This is a genomic window from Myxococcus guangdongensis (assembly GCF_024198255.1).
In the GTDB taxonomy this organism is placed as follows: Bacteria; Myxococcota; Myxococcia; order Myxococcales; family Myxococcaceae; genus Myxococcus; species Myxococcus guangdongensis.
Map to the genome: position 1 here is coordinate 349358 of NZ_JAJVKW010000003.1, position 14510 is coordinate 363867.

The following is a 14510-nucleotide window of genomic DNA, read 5'->3' on the forward strand; positions in this document are numbered from 1 at the left end:
CGAGGGCGCCACGCGCACGTGGCGTCGGTGGAGGGCGGCGAGGGGGTTGGGTGTGTGAAGCGCATCATCATTCCCGGACGCAACTGCTGGACGGTGGAGGAGACGAGCGACGCGGGCGTCCTCGTGGATGGACGCGCCTACTACCGTGAGCTGTACCGGGCCGCGAAGAAGGCCCGGCGCTACATCGCGATGACGGGCTGGCAGTTCGACAGCGACGTGTCGCTCCTGAGAGGCGAGGACCTGGAGGAGGCGCGCGGCGGCGAGGTCCGCCTGCTGCCCATGCTGGACGCGCTGTGCCGGGCCAACCCGGAGCTGCACGTGTACATCCTCGCGTGGGACTTCAGCCTGCTGCTCGCGATGGAGCGCGAGTGGATGCAGCACCTGCTGTTCAACTGGACGACGAACGAGCGCGTGCGCTTCCGCTTCGACCCGTCCAGTCCCTTGTATGGCGCGCACCACCAGAAGCTGGTGGTCATCGACGGCGTGCAGGCCTTCAGCGGCGGCATGGATGTCTGTGATTGTCGTTGGGACGACCGCGACCACCGGCTGAGCTCGTCGCTGCGCTGTGACAGCGGCAGGGACCCGCATGGGCCCTACCACGACGTGCAGGCGGTCTTCACCGGGCCCGTGGTGGGCCGGCTGACGGAGCTGTTCGAGGCGCGCTGGGCGCACTCGGGCGGCGGCGAGCTGCACCTGCCGAGCGTGGCGCGCGACGACGTGACGTTCAGCTCGAGCGTGCCGGCGCCGCCGGGGCCGGTGGCCATCAGCCGCACGTTCGGCAAGACGTTGCTGCCGCCCCAGGAGGCCGTGCAGGAGGTGCGCGCGCTGTTCCTGGACGCCATCGAGGCGGCGGACCGGTTCATCTACATCGAGAACCAGTACTTCTCCTCCCGCGCCATCTTCCAGGCGCTGGTGCGCCGCTTCCGCGAGCCCGGCCGTCCGCCCATCCAGGTGGTGCTGGTATTGCCCAAGCAGCCCGAGGCGCTGCGCGAGCAGCTGGCCATGGGCATCGCCCAGGTGCGGCTCCTGCGCGCGCTGGAGCGGGTGGCGCGCGAGACGGGCAACACCTTCCGCGTGTACTGCTCGGCGGGCCGAGACGAACAGACGGGCGAGGACGTCTACACGTACATCCACTCGAAGGTGATGGTGGTGGACGACCGCTTCCTCACGCTGGGCTCGGCCAACACCACCAACCGCAGCCTGGGGTTGGACTCGGAGCTGAACCTGAGCTGGGAGGCGGAGTCGGACGGGGACGAGGTGTCGCGCGCCATCCGCCGGGTGCGCGTGTCGTTGATGGCCGAGCACGCGGGGCTGTCCGGCGCGGAGACGCTGGCGCCGCTGATGCGCGCGGACGCGGGGCTGGTGGACTGGCTGGACGCGGTGGCGAGCGCGGGGCTGCACCGGCTGCGTCCGCATCCGATGGAGACGGTGTTCGACCAGAGCCCGCTGCTCAAGTCGCTGGAGCCCGAGGACCTGGTCATCGACCCGGAGGACTCCGTGCTGGACGAGTCCCTGTTCGAGGCGCTGCGCGGCGGCGAGGACGGGCTGTTCGCCTCCGGCATCCGCCTGCTGTCGCGCTGGCTGGTGGGCGCCGCCGAGGAGCGGCCCCACCGCGCCATCCTCCCCGCGGACGCGGACTCCGAGGGGGGCCAATACGGCGGCGGGTGACGCGCCCGTCACTCCCGGGGTGTCACCCGTCGGGTGGGTGTGCCGAGGCTCGGCAGTGTCACCCACACGAGAAGGCGGCCGAGCGCTTCGCGGGAGGGCGGGGCCGGGTAGACTCGGGGGACGATGACTGGCGCCCCCCTCCTCGTCCTGTTCGCCCTCGTTACCCACCAGAGCTCCACCATCTCCGAGGAGGGGCCCTCGGATGAGGGCTCCATCTCCTCCGGGCAGGAGACGCCCGTGTCCAAGGCGCGCCTGGACGAGCCCGCGCCCCCGGGCAGCCGCAAGGGCGGCGACGGCTTCGGCTTCGGTGGACAGCTGGAGGTGGGCGGACTGAGCCTGCCGTCCGGTACGCCCGGCGGCGGGCAGGATTTGTTCATCCGCGTGTACCCGTCCCTGGGGCTGACGAAGGGCGACTCCTTCGTGCTGCGGCTGGGGGCGAACCTCCGGATGCGCATGGTGGACGAGGAGCCGAAGCAGGCGGACGGTGACTACGGCGCGCGCCTGCGCCGCGAGGACTGGGACGAGCTGAGCGACATCGGGCAGGTGGTGCGCATGCTGCGCATCGGCCAGGAGGGCCAGTCGTTCTTCCTGCGCGTGGAGCCCTTCGTCGAGGAGTCGCTGGGCCGGGGCTACCTGATGGGCCGCTACAGCAACGTGCTGTCGCCCGACTACCACCCGGCCGGCGGCGCGCTGACGGTGGTGAAGGGGCCGGTGCGCGCGGAGGTCGTGGCGAGCGACGTGCTCGCCGCGCGCATCTTCGCGGCGGAGGTGATGTTGGACCTGGGCCGCGCCGCCAGCGAGGACGCGAACCGCTTCGACCGCTACCTGCTGCGCCTGTCCGCCGCGCACGACGCGGGCAAGGCCGGCGGCGAGTCCCCCAACATGACGCTCACCTCGCTGGGCGGCGACATCGCGCTCTACAAGGGCGAGCGGCTGCGCGCGTGGGCGCTGCTGGGCGGCGGCGCGCGCTTCGCCGAGTCGCACTCGCCCGCGGTGGGCGGCCTGTTGGGCGTGGCCTTCGAGGGGCAGATGGCCAGCGGCACGCAGCTGAGCGTGACGGTGCAGGGGCGGCGGCAGGGTGGGCGCTTCCGCTTCGGGATGTTCGGCCCGGACTACGAGCTGGGGCGCTTCTCCGGCACGGGCCTGGCGGAGCAGCCCATCGCGGAGGAGGAGCTGCCGACAGGCTTCTCCGGCTATTTGGAGGCGTCCATCGCCAAGGGCAGCGCGGACACCACGCTGCTGCTCGGCAGCGTGGCCGCGCAGTACTACGGCTTCGGCCGCACGGACCTGGATGTGTCCGCGGGCTTCGAGCTGCCCGGCGGGCGCACCCGCGTGCTGGGTCGCGCGGTGCTGACGGGGCTGGGAGACCGTCCGCGCTACTCGGTGAGCGCGGAGGTGCGTCAGCGCCTGATGAACCACCTGTACGCCTGGGGCTCCGGCGGCACGGTGCACTTCCCCCAGGCGGACAACGTGCTGGTGCGCGGCGTGACGATGGGCGCGGGCGTGGGCGTGGACTTCCAGCGCTGAGGGGTGCGGCTCAGGGCGCCAGGGGCAGGGTGAAGTGGAACGTGGAGCCGTGGCCCACGCGGGTGTCCACCCAGATGTGGCCGCCGTGGCGCTCGACGATGTCACGGCAGATGTAGAGCCCCAGGCCCAGGCCTCCGAAGCCGGAGATGGGCGCGTTGCGGGCACGGAAGAAGCGCTGGAACAGGTGCTCGCGCTGGTCCTCGGGGATGCCGATGCCGGAGTCCCTCACGGACACGTGGGCCATGCTCCCGTCGCGCTCCAGCTTCAGCCGCACGGAGCCTCCGGTGGGGCTGTACTTGAAGGCGTTCTCCAGCAGGTTCGACAGCACCTGCGCGAGCCTGCCTCGGTCCCCCAGGACGACGAGCGGCTCGGGTGGGGCCACGAGCTCCAGCGTGTGCTGCCCCGTGAGCGGACGTGCCTCCGCGAGCACCTCGTCGGTGAGCCCCTGGAGCTCCACGGGGCCCCGGCGCAGCTCCAGCCGCCCCGCCTCGATTCGCGTGGCGTCCAGCAGGTCATGGATGAGCAGCGACAGGCGCGACACCTGGGAGAGCGCCTTGTCCACGTGGTGGGCCTTGGGCGCGTGGCCCTGGGTGGCCTGCTGCTTCATCATCTGCAGGTGCAGCTTGAGCGGCGTCAGCGGCGTCTTCAGCTCGTGGGCGGCGATGGACAGGAAGTCGTCCCGGACGCGGATGGCCTCCTGGGCCTCCTTGAGCAGCCGCTCGCGCTCCTGTCGGGAGCGGTGCTCCTGCGTCACCTCCACGACGACGGCGCCCAGGCCGACGATGCCCGCGCTGGGCGTGCTCACCGGGTAGTAGCTGACGCGCCAGTGGCGCAGCTCCTCCGGCGTCGCGGGCACTCTGCCGGACATCTCCATGTCGCTCATGGGGAGGCCCGTCTCCATCACCTGGAGCATCAGCGGCGCGAAGTGCGGCGCCATGAGGGGGTTGGCCTCCCACACCGTCCGCCCCAGCTCCCACTCTCGGCTGTGGCCGTGCAGTGAGGCGAGCGCGGTGTTGATGCGCAGGTAGCGCAAGTCCCGTCCGACGAACGCGAGCCCCACGGGCGCGTGGTTCAGGAAGGTGTCGAGCAGCGCGAAGGACTCCTCGGTCCGCTCGCGCGCGTTCTGCTCCGCGACGAGCAGCCGCTCCCGCTCCACCTTCGCGCGGCGCTCCTGCGTCACGTCCCGGTAGCTCCACACGCGGCCGATGATGGCGTCCCCCATCCGCTGGGGCAGGGACGTGCTCTCCAGGACGCGGCCGTCCTTCATCTCGATGACGTTCACGCTGACGGCGGCGGAGGGGATGAACTGCGCCTGGACGTGGGCGATGAACGTCGCCGGGTCCACCGTCAGGGGCGCGGCGTGACGGAGGGCCGCCTCCGCGATGCGCGAGTCCATCATCGCGTCGCTCAGGCCCCACATGTCCTGGAAGCGCTTGTTGTAGGCGATGATGCGCTGGTCCGCGTCCACCACGATGACGCCGTCCGCGATGGAGTCGAACGTCGCGCGCAGCACGGAGTGGGTGTGCTCCCCGTGCTCGCGCGCGCGGCGCTGCTCGGTGACGTCCACCATCAGCCCGCGCAGCCTCACCGGCTGACCGTCCACCGCGGAGGCGGTGACCTGCGTCCGCATCCACACGCTGGCGCCGCTGTCGGTCATCATGCGGAACTCGAGCTCGTGGGTGTGCCCCCGGCGGAGCGCGTCCAGGCAGGTGGCCATCACCCGGCTCCAATCCTCCGGATGGACGTGGCGCGACCAGAAGTCGGGCTCGCTCAGCCAGCGCCGCGCGTGGAGCCCCAGCAGCCGCTCCGCCTGACGGCTGACGAAGGTGAAGCGGAACTCCGCGTCCGCCTCCCAGACGATGCCGTCGATGCTGTCGATGAGGCGCTCGTAGTGCTCGCGCACGTGCTCCGCGCTCGGGGCCGGGGGCTCGGCGCGCGCGGTCTGCTTCGGCTGGAGCCGCGCGCACGCGCCCACGAGCGAGCCGTCGTCTCCATACACGGGGAGCACCACGGCGCAGAGCCGCTGTCCCTGGCCGCTGCCCTCACCCAGCCCCTGCTCGCCCGACAGCGCGGCCCGCACCGCGGTGAAGAGCCAGGGCAGGCGCGCGAGCGCTTCCCTTGAGGAGCGGCCCTGCTCTGCGCCGTCCTCCCAACCGGCCGCCAGCGCGAGCACCCGGTCCATCCACACGACACGGCCCTGCGCGTCGACCACGAGCGCGGCGCGCAGGCCCCGCCCCACCTCCAGCAGCCGCTCGTGGGGCGCCACGGGGCGCGAGGCGGCCTGGGCGTCCGGGCCCGCCTGCCCTCGCCGCATGTCGCCCTTCGTCACGCGCTCCACCTCCATGCCCCACGCCGCCTGCTCCGTCCCGGACCTGGGAGGGCTGTGTCGCAAACATGGGACGCGTCCCTTGCCCGCGAAAGGGCGCCGCTCCCCTGGAGCCTCGCGCTTGACTACGTTTGTAGTCACGCGTACCTTCTTCGTGACTACAGTTGTCGTCACGGGATGGCCATGAAGAAGCCGGTGGGTGAGCAGGAGCTGTCGGTGCTGCGGTACGTGGCCGAGCATGGGCCGGCCACGGTGGGCGAGGTGGCGGAGCGCTTCGGTGAGGCGCAGGGCCTGGCGCGCTCCACCATCCTGACGGTGATGGAGCGGCTGCGGCAGAAGGGGTACCTCACGCGGCGCAAGGTGGAGGGGGTGTTCCAGTACGCCTCGCCGGTGCCGGAGGGGGAGCTGCTGCGGGGCGTGGTGGACGACTTCGTGCATAGGACCTTGTCCGGCTCGCTGTCGCCGTTCGCCGCGTATCTGTCGGAGGCAGAGGATGTCTCCGACGCGGAGCTGGCGCAGCTCCAGGACGTGGTGGCTCGGCTTCGCTCGAAGAAGAAGAAGGACTAGCCCATGCGAACGGAATGGCTCGGAGATGTGGCCGCGTGGCTGTCGTCATGGCCGGAAGGTCTGTGGCGCGCGTCGTGGCAGGGCGCGCTGTGCGCGGGGTTGGTGTGGGCGCTGACGCGACTGTGGACGCGGATGCCGGCCTCGGTGCGTGCGGGGCTGTGGTGGCTCGTGGCGCTCAAGTTCGTGGTGTCGCTGGTGGGGCCGCATCCGCTGGCGCTGCCGGTGTTGCCCGCGTCGCTCTCGTTCCTGGGAGGCGCGTCGGCGGAGCCGGTGGCCGCGCTGGAGGAGGTCGAGCCCTCGCCGCGAGTCATGCACGGGGTGGACGTGGAGGTGGCGGGGCCGGTGCACCGCGGGGTGGGCGTGAGGGATGTGCACGTGGACAAGCGCGAGGTCGCGTCGGAGGGGTTCGGCTCCGCGGTGCCCGCGCCGGTCGTGTCCTCGGTCGCGCCTCGGGGTGAGGCGGCGGCGTGGATGCGGGTGCTGGCTTCGCACTGGAAGGAGCTCCTGCTGTGGGCGGTGCTCGTGGCGTGGCTCGGAGGGGTGGCGTGGCGGGTGCGGGCACAGGCTCGCAACTGGGTGACGATGGCGCGGCTGCGTCGGGACGCGCGCCCCTTGAATCATCCGGACCTGGAGGAGGAGGTCCGCGAGCTGGCCGCCAGCGCGGGACTGCGGCGCGTGCCCGCGCTGCTCGTGTCGGACCAGGTGACGAGCCCGCTGGCCACGGGGTTGTTGGAGCCCGTGGTGGTGCTGCCGACGAGGGCGGTGCGACGGCTGCCGCTCGCGGGGCTGCGCATGGCGCTGGCGCATGAAGTGGCGCACCTGCGGCGCGGAGACTTGTGGCTCGGCTGGGTGCCGGCGCTCGCGGAGGCGCTGCTGTTCTTCCATCCGCTCGCGCGTCGCGCGGTGAAGGAGTACGCGCTGGCTCGCGAGGAGGCGTGTGACGCGGAAGCGCTGCGTCTCACCGGCGCGGAGCCCGCGGATTACGGCGAGCTGCTGCTCGCCTTCGGTGTCGCCCGTCCCCATGGAAGCGCCGCGGCGCTCGGCGCCTCGGACCACGTTCACGCGTTGCACAGGAGGTTGAGCATGCTGGAGCACATCGACATCGGTTCCTCCCACTCCCGTCGTTGGTTGAAGGTGACGCTGTCCGTGCTGGGCCTGGTGGCCCTGGTGCCCTTCCAGGTCGTCGCCCGGCCGGAAGGACAGGACGCGTCGAAGGCCCCGGCTCCCGCCGCAGCGCCCGCTTCGGCGTCCTCCGCCCAGACGCCCGCCTCGGCGTCCCGCAAGCAGGGCACGACGCGCACCGGGGTGATGCCCGCGCCGACGCCGGCCGCGCCCGCTGCTCCGCGCTCACCGGCGCCTGCTCCTGGCGCCGCTGCCCATGCGGTCCCCGCGACGCCGCCGAGCCCCGCGGCGCCCGGGGCCCCCGTGCCCTCGCCGAGCCCCGCCTCTCACGCGGCGCCGCCGAGCCCCGCGGCCCCCGGGGCGCCCGTGCTCTCCGTCGACCGTGCGGCGCCGCCGAGCCCCGCCGCTCCCGAGGCGCCGTCGGGTTCCACCTATGTCTCGGGTCGACTGGTCATCGCGAGCTCCAGGACGACGCGGACGACGGTGACGTCCACGACGCCGCCGGCGCCTCCGACGCCGATGATGGGGAGCGCGCCGCGTCCGCCCGCGCCTCCGACGCCGATGATGGCCATGGCGGGCGGGCCCACCCCGCCGAAGCCGCCGCGTGCTCCCGAGCCGCTCGATGACGACTCCGGCTACGTGCTGCTGTCCGGCGACAGCGCGACGATGAACGGCAGCATGGTGGACCTGCAGCTCGCCAAGATGTTCAAGGACAAGAAGGGCGGTGAACTGCTCTACGTCCGCCGCAAGGGCGAAACCTTCATCATCCGCGACGAGGCCACGCTGAAGACGGTGCGCGAGGCGCTCAACGACGTGCGGGCCGCGGGCGAGGCGCAGGGCAAGGTGGGCGAGCGCCAGGGCGCGCTGGGCCGCGAGCAGGGCGCGCTCGGGATGAAGCAGGGGGCGCTGGGCATCAAGCAGAGCGAGCTCGGCCTGCGGCACGCGGAGCTGGCCCACAAGCGCGCCGGGCTGCGCTTCGAGTCGAACCGGGCGGACGCCCTGCCCGACGCCGAGCGGGACCGTCGCCAGGCGGAGCTCGACAAGCAGGAGGAGGAGCTGGACAAGCAGATCGACGCGCTCGACGAGCAGCAGGATGCGTTGAGCCGTGAGCAGGAGGTGCTCGGCCGCGAGCAGGAGAAGCTCGGCGAGCGTCAGGAAGCGCTCGGTCGCGAACAGGCGAAGGTCAGCGAGAAGGCGGAGGTCTTGCGACGCGAGGCCGAGCGCAAGGTCCAGTCCCTCATCGACGAGGCCCTGCGGAAGGGCCTGGGCCAGCCGCTGCCCACCTGATGACGGTTGCCGGCGGGCACCTGTGACGCGGGGATGAGAGCTCCTCTACCGTGAGGAGCCACCCGTCCTGTCGCAGGAGGCCCCTCCGATGAGTCTCGCCGCAAGCCCTCGAGAAACCTCCGCCGGAGCGCTCGAGTCCGCCATCCAGCGCGTGAAGTCGGGCTCGCTCTCCTGGGTGAAGCTCACGCTGCCGGAGCGAATCTCCCTGCTGGAGGAGCTGGGGCGTGGCTATGTCGCCATCGCGGAGCCGAGCGTTCGCGCGGCGTGCGAGGCGAAGGGCATCGACCCCGACAGTCCGCTGGCCGGTGAGGAGTGGCTGGCGGGGCCGATGGTGGTGGTGCGCAACCTGCGCCTGTTGGCCGCCTCGCTGCGGGACATCCAGCACCACGGTGTCCCCCGCATCCCCGCCTCCCGGCTTCGCACGCTCGAGGACGGGCGGCTCGCGGCCCGCATCTTCCCCATGGATTCGCTGGAGGGGATGTTGCTGCCGCGCAACCACGGCGAGGTCCACTTCCAGCCCGGCGTCACCGCCGCCAACCTGCGCGAGCACCAGGCCTCGTTCTACCGGGAGCCACACGGCGGTCGGCTGTGCGCGGTGTTGGGTGCGGGCAACGTCAACTCCATCCCTCCGGCGGATTGTCTCTACAAGCTGTTCGTCGAGGGCACCGCCTGCGTGCTCAAGATGAACCCGGTGAACGCCTACCTGGGGCCCTTCCTGGAGCAGGCGTTCACCCCGCTGGTGCGCCGGGGTGTCTTCGCGGTGGTGTACGGCGGAGCGGAGGAGGGCGCGGCGCTGGTGTCGCATCCCGCCGTGGACGAGGTCCACATCACCGGCAGCGATAAGACCCATGATGCGCTGGTGTGGGGCCTCCCGGGGCTGGAGTCGGACGCGCGGCGGGCGCGCAACGAGCCGCTCCTGAGGAAGCCCTTCAGCAGCGAGCTGGGCAACATCTCCCCGGTGGTGGTGGTGCCGGGGCCGTACTCGGACGGTGAGCTGCGCTTCCAGGCGGACAACATCGCCGGCATGGTGGCCAACAACGCGTCCTTCAACTGCAACTCGGCGAAGCTGCTGGTGCAGCCGAAGTCGTGGAGCGCGCGCTCGCGGGTGGTCGACGCGGTGGAGGCGAGCCTGGGCAGGGCGTCCGTGCGACGCGCGTACTACCCGGGCGCGGACCAACGCTGGCGTCAATTCACCCAAGGCCGCGCGCACCTGCGCCAGGTGGGGCGGGCGGCGGAGGGCGAGCTGCCCTTCGCGTTGATTCCCGACGTGGACCCGCTCCAGCCGGAGGACCGCGTCTTCCGACACGAGCCCTGGTGCACGGTGTTGTCGGAGACGGGGCTCGAGGGCTCGGACGACCCCGTGGCGTTCCTGTCACGCGCGGTGGCGTTCTTGAACGAGAAGGTGTGGGGCACGCTGAACGCCACGCTCATCGTCCATCCGGGCTCGCTGAAGGACGCGGAGGTCTCGCGCGCGGTGGAGAAGGCGGTGCGCGAGCTGCGCTACGGCACGGTGGCGGTGAACACGTGGCCCGCGGCGGCGTATGCGCTGGTGTCATTGCCCTGGGGTGGGCATCCGTCCTCGGCGCCGCGAGACATCCAGAGCGGGCTGGGCTGGGTGCACAACACGTTGATGCTGGAGCGGGTGGAGAAGTCGGTCCTCCGCGCGCCGCTGACGAGCCTGCCTGCTCCGCCGTGGGTGCCGGGGCACCGTGGGGTGGGTGAGCTGGGACAGCGGCTGGTCCAGTTCGAGAAGTCGCCCTCGTGGTTCAAGGTGCCGGGCATCGCGGCGGCGGCCCTGCGTCGCTGAGTGTCACGACCCGCTCTCCCAGCGCAGGGTGGGGGGCCTCGGGGTGTCGGGGCGGCGACGCCGTGATAAACCCGGCGCATGTCATCGACGCATGCTCGGGAAGGCGGACGGCTGCTCCAGGTGGGGCAGCCGCAGGAGGCGGTGAAGAGTTTCCAGAAGGGGCTCGCCATCGACCCGGACGACGTGGAGTGTCTGCTGGGGCTCGTCCGGACGTACCTGAGCACGGGCGCGGCGGCGGACGCGGAGACGGCGGCGCTGCGACTGTTGAAGGTGAAGCCGGACCACGCGGAGGGCCAGGCGCACCTGGCCATGTTGCGGGCGCAGGCGGGGAACGCGGAGGCGTTGGAGGCGCTCAAGGCGTTGGCCTCGGCGCCGACCGCGGGCTACTTCGAGCGCTTCAACCTGGGTGGGCTGCTGCTGGACCGGGGTGATTTGGAGGGCGCGAAGGCGGCGTACGAGTCCGCGCTCCAGGTGGCGCCGGGCAGCGCGCACGTGCACTTCGAGCTGGGCCGCATCGGCATGGCGCAGGGGCAGGCGGGCGCGGCGGTGACGCACTTCCAGAAGGCGTCCGAGAACGCGCCGCAGGAGGCGATGCCGCTGTTGATGCTGTCGCGGGCGCACGCGGCGCAGGGGGCGCTGGGGCTGGGCATCCAGGCGGGGACGCAGGCGCTGGAGAAGGCGCAGGGCGGGCTGCGGCGCGCGGTGCTGGAGGATTTGTTCAAGCTGTACCTGTCCGGAGGCAGCCCCGAGGGGGCGAAGCGCACCGCGCAGGAGCTGCGTCAGTTCGACCCGTCGCACGTCAATTATGTCTACATGCACGGCCTCGCGATGATGAGCGCGGCGCAGTTCCCGGAGGCGAAGGCGCTCTTCGAGGAGGCGCTGCGGTTGGCGCCGCGGAGCTGGCAGACGCTCCAGGCGCTGGCGCAGATGCATGGCGCGTTGGGTGAGCGCGCGGAGATGCGTCGGCGGATGGAGGAGGCGGTGGCGCTGGTCCCCACGGAGCTGGGTCCCGTGAACGACCTGGCGCTGCTGCTGATGCAGGAGGACCAGCACGCCGTCGCGAAGCCCCTGCTGGAGCGGGCGTTGGCGGCGCATCCGGACGATGCGACGACGCACCTGAACATGGCGGTGGCCACGTTCCTGACGGACCGGCAGGCGTGCATCCACCATGCGAAGAAGGCGCTCGCGTTGGGTGAAGGCGTCGTGCGCGAGCAGGCCGAGCGGTTGTTGAAGACGCTCAACGCCGGCTGATGCGTCCGAGGGACGGGCATCGCGGCGCCCCGTCCGCTCCTGTCCTCGAGGGCAGAAGGCGCTCGCGTCAGGCGAGGGCTTTCGTGCGCGAGCGGGCCGAGCCATCGCTGGAGACGCTCAACGCCGGATGAGGGGTGGGGCTTCGAGGGGCCCGCGCCGCCCGGCGGCGCGAGCCGTGTGATGCCGCCATTGAAGCGCCATCGCCTCGTGCTCGAGGGCCAGTCGCTACCGTCCGAAGAGCCCCCACCGTCTGGGCGCCTTGCCGCCCTGGGCCCGTGACAATCGCTCGCCCAGGATGCGGCTCATCTCCAGCGCCACGCCGGGATTGGCCATGACCACGCTGCGGAAGTCCTCGCGGCCCACCGCGGCCAGCTCACAGGCCGTCGCGGTCACCGCCGTGGCCGTGCGCGGCTCGCCCGTGAGCAGCGCCAGCTCACCGAAGAAGCCCCCGGGCTTCACCAGGGCCACGGCCTGTCCACCCGTGTCCTTGAGCTGCACCTCTCCGGAGAGCACCACGTAGAAGCTCTCGCCCGCGTCACCCTGGCGGAACAGCTCCGTGCCCGCCGGACGTTGGAGGTGCTCCGCGCCGCGCGCCACCGTCTCCAACTCCACCGGGTTCAACGGCGCCAGGAAGTCCACCTTGCGCAGCGTGGCCGCCAGCGCCGCCGCGCCCGTGGTGCCCACCGGCTCCGCCGTGAGGAACGTCACCGCGTCCGCCAGATGCGCTCGTCGCGCCACGAGGATGATGGTGTGCCCCGCGCGCAGCACCGTGCTCCCATCCGGCAGCGTCGCCCGCCCCTGCGGGTCCACCATGCCGATGAACACGCACTCGCGCGGGAACCCCTCCATCCCTCGCACCTGCGCCACCGTCTGTCCCGCCACGCGCGCGCGCAGCGGCAGCTCCAGCTCGAACAACACCGTGTCGCCGTCACCCAGCGGCAGCGAGCCCGCCACCTGCGGGAAGTCGATGGCCGTGGTCATCTTCGCGACCACCACCTCGGCCTCGGCCACCAGCTCCTTCACGCCCGCGAGCCGGTACGCCTCGCGATAGCTGGTGTCCAGCATGCGCACCATGATCCGCGCCGGCGACATGCTGCGCACCAGCATGGCGAACGCCAGGTTCTCCGGATCTCTCGCCAGCACGCCCGCCGCCACGTCCGCGGAGGAGACTCCCGCCGCCTCCAGCACCTGGGGGCTCGTCGCGTCCCCGCACACCGCCACCACGCCCACCTCGTCGAAGAGGCGCGCGCAGATGCCCGCGTCCCGCTCGATGACCGTCACCGTGTGCTGCTCGGCCACCAGCCGCGCCGCCAGCACGCTGCCCACCCGTCCCCCTCCCGCGATGATGATTTTCACGACGCCTTCCTCCCGTGCTCCGCCGTCGGCTCCTCGCCGTGCGCGCCGTGCAACATCTTCTCCAGATTCAACGTGCGCTCATCCAGCTGCGCCAGCATGTGCTCCGCCGTCGTCTCGGGGATGAGCCCGCTCCTGCGCGCGTTCTGCAGCGCCGTGCGCTCCGCGTCGATGAGCCGCCGCCGCATGGCGATGAGGTCCTTCGCTCCCTGCGCCAGGTGATGCTCGTTGAGCCGGCGCAGCTCCCGCTCCGCCCGGGCGATGCTCACCTGGTACTCGCTGCGCAGGTGCTCATACGCGGCCCGGGGCACCAACCCCTGCTCGTGCAGCGTCGCCAGCTCCTGGTGCGCCGCCCGACTGGCGATGAGCCGGCCGCGCTGCTCGGACATGGACAGCGCCACCTCGTCCTGCTGGAACAACCCCAACCACTTCAACGCGCGCGTGAGCGCCATGCCCTGCCCCAGGAGCGACACCAGCGTCACGCCGAACGCGATGGCCACCAGCTTCTCGCGCCCCGGCGTCGTCGGCGGCAGGCCCAGCGCGAGCCCGATGGACAGCGCGCCCTTGATGTTCCCCACGATGAAGACGTGCTGCCACCGGGGCGGCACCGCCTCCGCCGGCCGCGCGAGCTTGAGCAACAGGAAGGGCAGGTAGATGGCCACCGCGCGCCCGGCGAGCACGCAGCCCACCGCGATGAGCGTCTCCGGCACGTAGTCGCGCAGCGTCTCCGGCTTGGTGGTGAGCCCCACCGCGAGGAACAGGAAGGTGTTCACCCCGAAGGTGGCGTACTCCCAGAAGGAGTGGATGGCCACCTGGCTCTGCGGCGACGCCTCCTTGCGCAGGCTGACACCCACGGCGAGCCCCGCGACCACGGCGGCGATGGCGCCCGACAGGTGGAGCTGCTCCGCAACCACGAACGACGCGAGCGCCACGGCCGTCGTCACCATGATTTCGGCGAGCGGGTCCTCGGTGCGACGGATGACGAAGCCGCCGAGCATGCCCACCGCCAGCCCCACCACCGCGCCCCCCGCCGAGGCGAGCAGCACGCGCGCGGCGAGCATGGGGATGGAAGGCGCCGCCGCTCCCGCCACCACGCTGGCGATGGCCGCGTAGGCCACCAGCGCGGTGCCGTCGTTGAAGAGGCTCTCACCCTGGATGATGCCCGACAGCCGCGAGGGCACCGGCGCGCGGCGGAACGCGTAGAGGATGGAGACGGTGTCCGTCACGGCGAGCAGCGCGCCCAGCAGCAGCGCGGGCCAGATGGCCAGGTCCACCAGGTAGTGCAACAGCGTGCCCGTGGCGCCGATGGCCAGCACCATGCCCAGCGTGGACAGGATGAGGATGGGCAAGGCATTGGCGCGGATGCCATTGAGGTCCGCGGTGATGCCTCCCTCGAAGAGCAGCGCCGGGAGACAGACGAGGAACACCAGCTCCGGGTTGAGGGGCGGTACGCCGGGAAGCAGGTTGCCCACCGAGATGAGCAGCCCTCCCACCACGAGCGCCACGTTGTAGGGCATGTTCGCCCGTTTGGCCGCGATGGCCAGGACGATGGCTGCCACCATCAATCCAATGACGAGGGGCATCTCCAAGTGCACGGCGCGC

At 71.8% G+C, this 14510-nt stretch carries 9 protein-coding genes; 6 read left to right on the forward strand and 3 right to left on the reverse strand.

Going from position 1 to position 14510, the window contains the following annotated elements; translation table 11 throughout:
• Positions 1-54 precede the first annotated feature (54 nt).
• A complete protein-coding gene (locus tag LXT21_RS10880; RefSeq protein WP_254038045.1) occupies positions 55-1668 on the forward strand; it encodes a phospholipase D-like domain-containing protein in 1614 nt (537 codons plus the stop codon).
• A gap of 123 nt (positions 1669-1791) precedes the next feature.
• Positions 1792-3195 carry a hypothetical protein gene (locus tag LXT21_RS10885; RefSeq protein ID WP_254038046.1) on the forward strand — a complete coding sequence of 468 codons (1404 nt, stop codon included), beginning with the start codon at positions 1792-1794 and terminating at the stop codon, positions 3193-3195.
• 10 nt (positions 3196-3205) lie between these two features.
• Here the strand turns inward: LXT21_RS10885 and LXT21_RS10890 are convergent, their stop codons facing one another.
• Positions 3206-5524 carry a PAS domain-containing sensor histidine kinase gene (locus LXT21_RS10890; RefSeq protein ID WP_254038047.1) on the reverse strand — a complete coding sequence of 773 codons (2319 nt, stop codon included), beginning with the start codon at positions 5522-5524 and terminating at the stop codon, positions 3206-3208.
• Positions 5525-5704: 180 nt separating this feature from the next.
• Between LXT21_RS10890 and LXT21_RS10895 the strand changes: the two genes are divergently transcribed.
• The 4 genes from LXT21_RS10895 (at position 5705) to LXT21_RS10910 (ending at position 11555) form a co-directional block, all read left to right on the forward strand.
• A complete protein-coding gene (locus LXT21_RS10895) occupies positions 5705-6088 on the forward strand; it encodes a BlaI/MecI/CopY family transcriptional regulator (RefSeq protein ID WP_254038048.1) in 384 nt (127 codons plus the stop codon).
• 3 nt (positions 6089-6091) lie between these two features.
• Positions 6092-8497, forward strand: a complete 2406-nt coding sequence (locus LXT21_RS10900; protein WP_254038049.1) for a M56 family metallopeptidase — start codon at positions 6092-6094, stop codon at positions 8495-8497.
• Between the two features lie 88 nt (positions 8498-8585).
• Complete coding sequence (locus LXT21_RS10905) at positions 8586-10304, forward strand: aldehyde dehydrogenase family protein (RefSeq protein ID WP_254038050.1); 1719 nt, start codon at positions 8586-8588, stop codon at positions 10302-10304.
• Between the two features lie 78 nt (positions 10305-10382).
• Positions 10383-11555 carry a tetratricopeptide repeat protein gene (locus LXT21_RS10910; RefSeq protein WP_254038051.1) on the forward strand — a complete coding sequence of 391 codons (1173 nt, stop codon included), beginning with the start codon at positions 10383-10385 and terminating at the stop codon, positions 11553-11555.
• Between the two features lie 225 nt (positions 11556-11780).
• Here the strand turns inward: LXT21_RS10910 and LXT21_RS45165 are convergent, their stop codons facing one another.
• Positions 11781-12911: an NAD-binding protein gene (locus LXT21_RS45165; protein ID WP_323394307.1), complete on the reverse strand. Its 1131-nt coding sequence runs from the start codon at positions 12909-12911 to the stop codon at positions 11781-11783.
• Positions 12908-14503, reverse strand: coding sequence for a cation:proton antiporter (locus LXT21_RS10925; protein WP_254038052.1), 1596 nt, complete (start codon positions 14501-14503; stop codon positions 12908-12910). Before LXT21_RS10925 ends, LXT21_RS45165 begins: the two co-directional genes overlap by 4 nt.
• Positions 14504-14510: the final 7 nt, after the last annotated feature.

Coding starts and splice junctions, on each gene's coding strand:
- LXT21_RS10905 (WP_254038050.1), top strand. CDS start 8,586: ATGAGTCTCGCCGCAAGCCCTCGAGAAACCTCCGCCGGAGCGCTCGAG.
- LXT21_RS10895 (WP_254038048.1), top strand. CDS start 5,705: ATGAAGAAGCCGGTGGGTGAGCAGGAGCTGTCGGTGCTGCGGTACGTG.
- LXT21_RS10900 (WP_254038049.1), top strand. CDS start 6,092: ATGCGAACGGAATGGCTCGGAGATGTGGCCGCGTGGCTGTCGTCATGG.
- LXT21_RS10910 (WP_254038051.1), top strand. CDS start 10,383: ATGTCATCGACGCATGCTCGGGAAGGCGGACGGCTGCTCCAGGTGGGG.
- LXT21_RS10885 (WP_254038046.1), top strand. CDS start 1,792: ATGACTGGCGCCCCCCTCCTCGTCCTGTTCGCCCTCGTTACCCACCAG.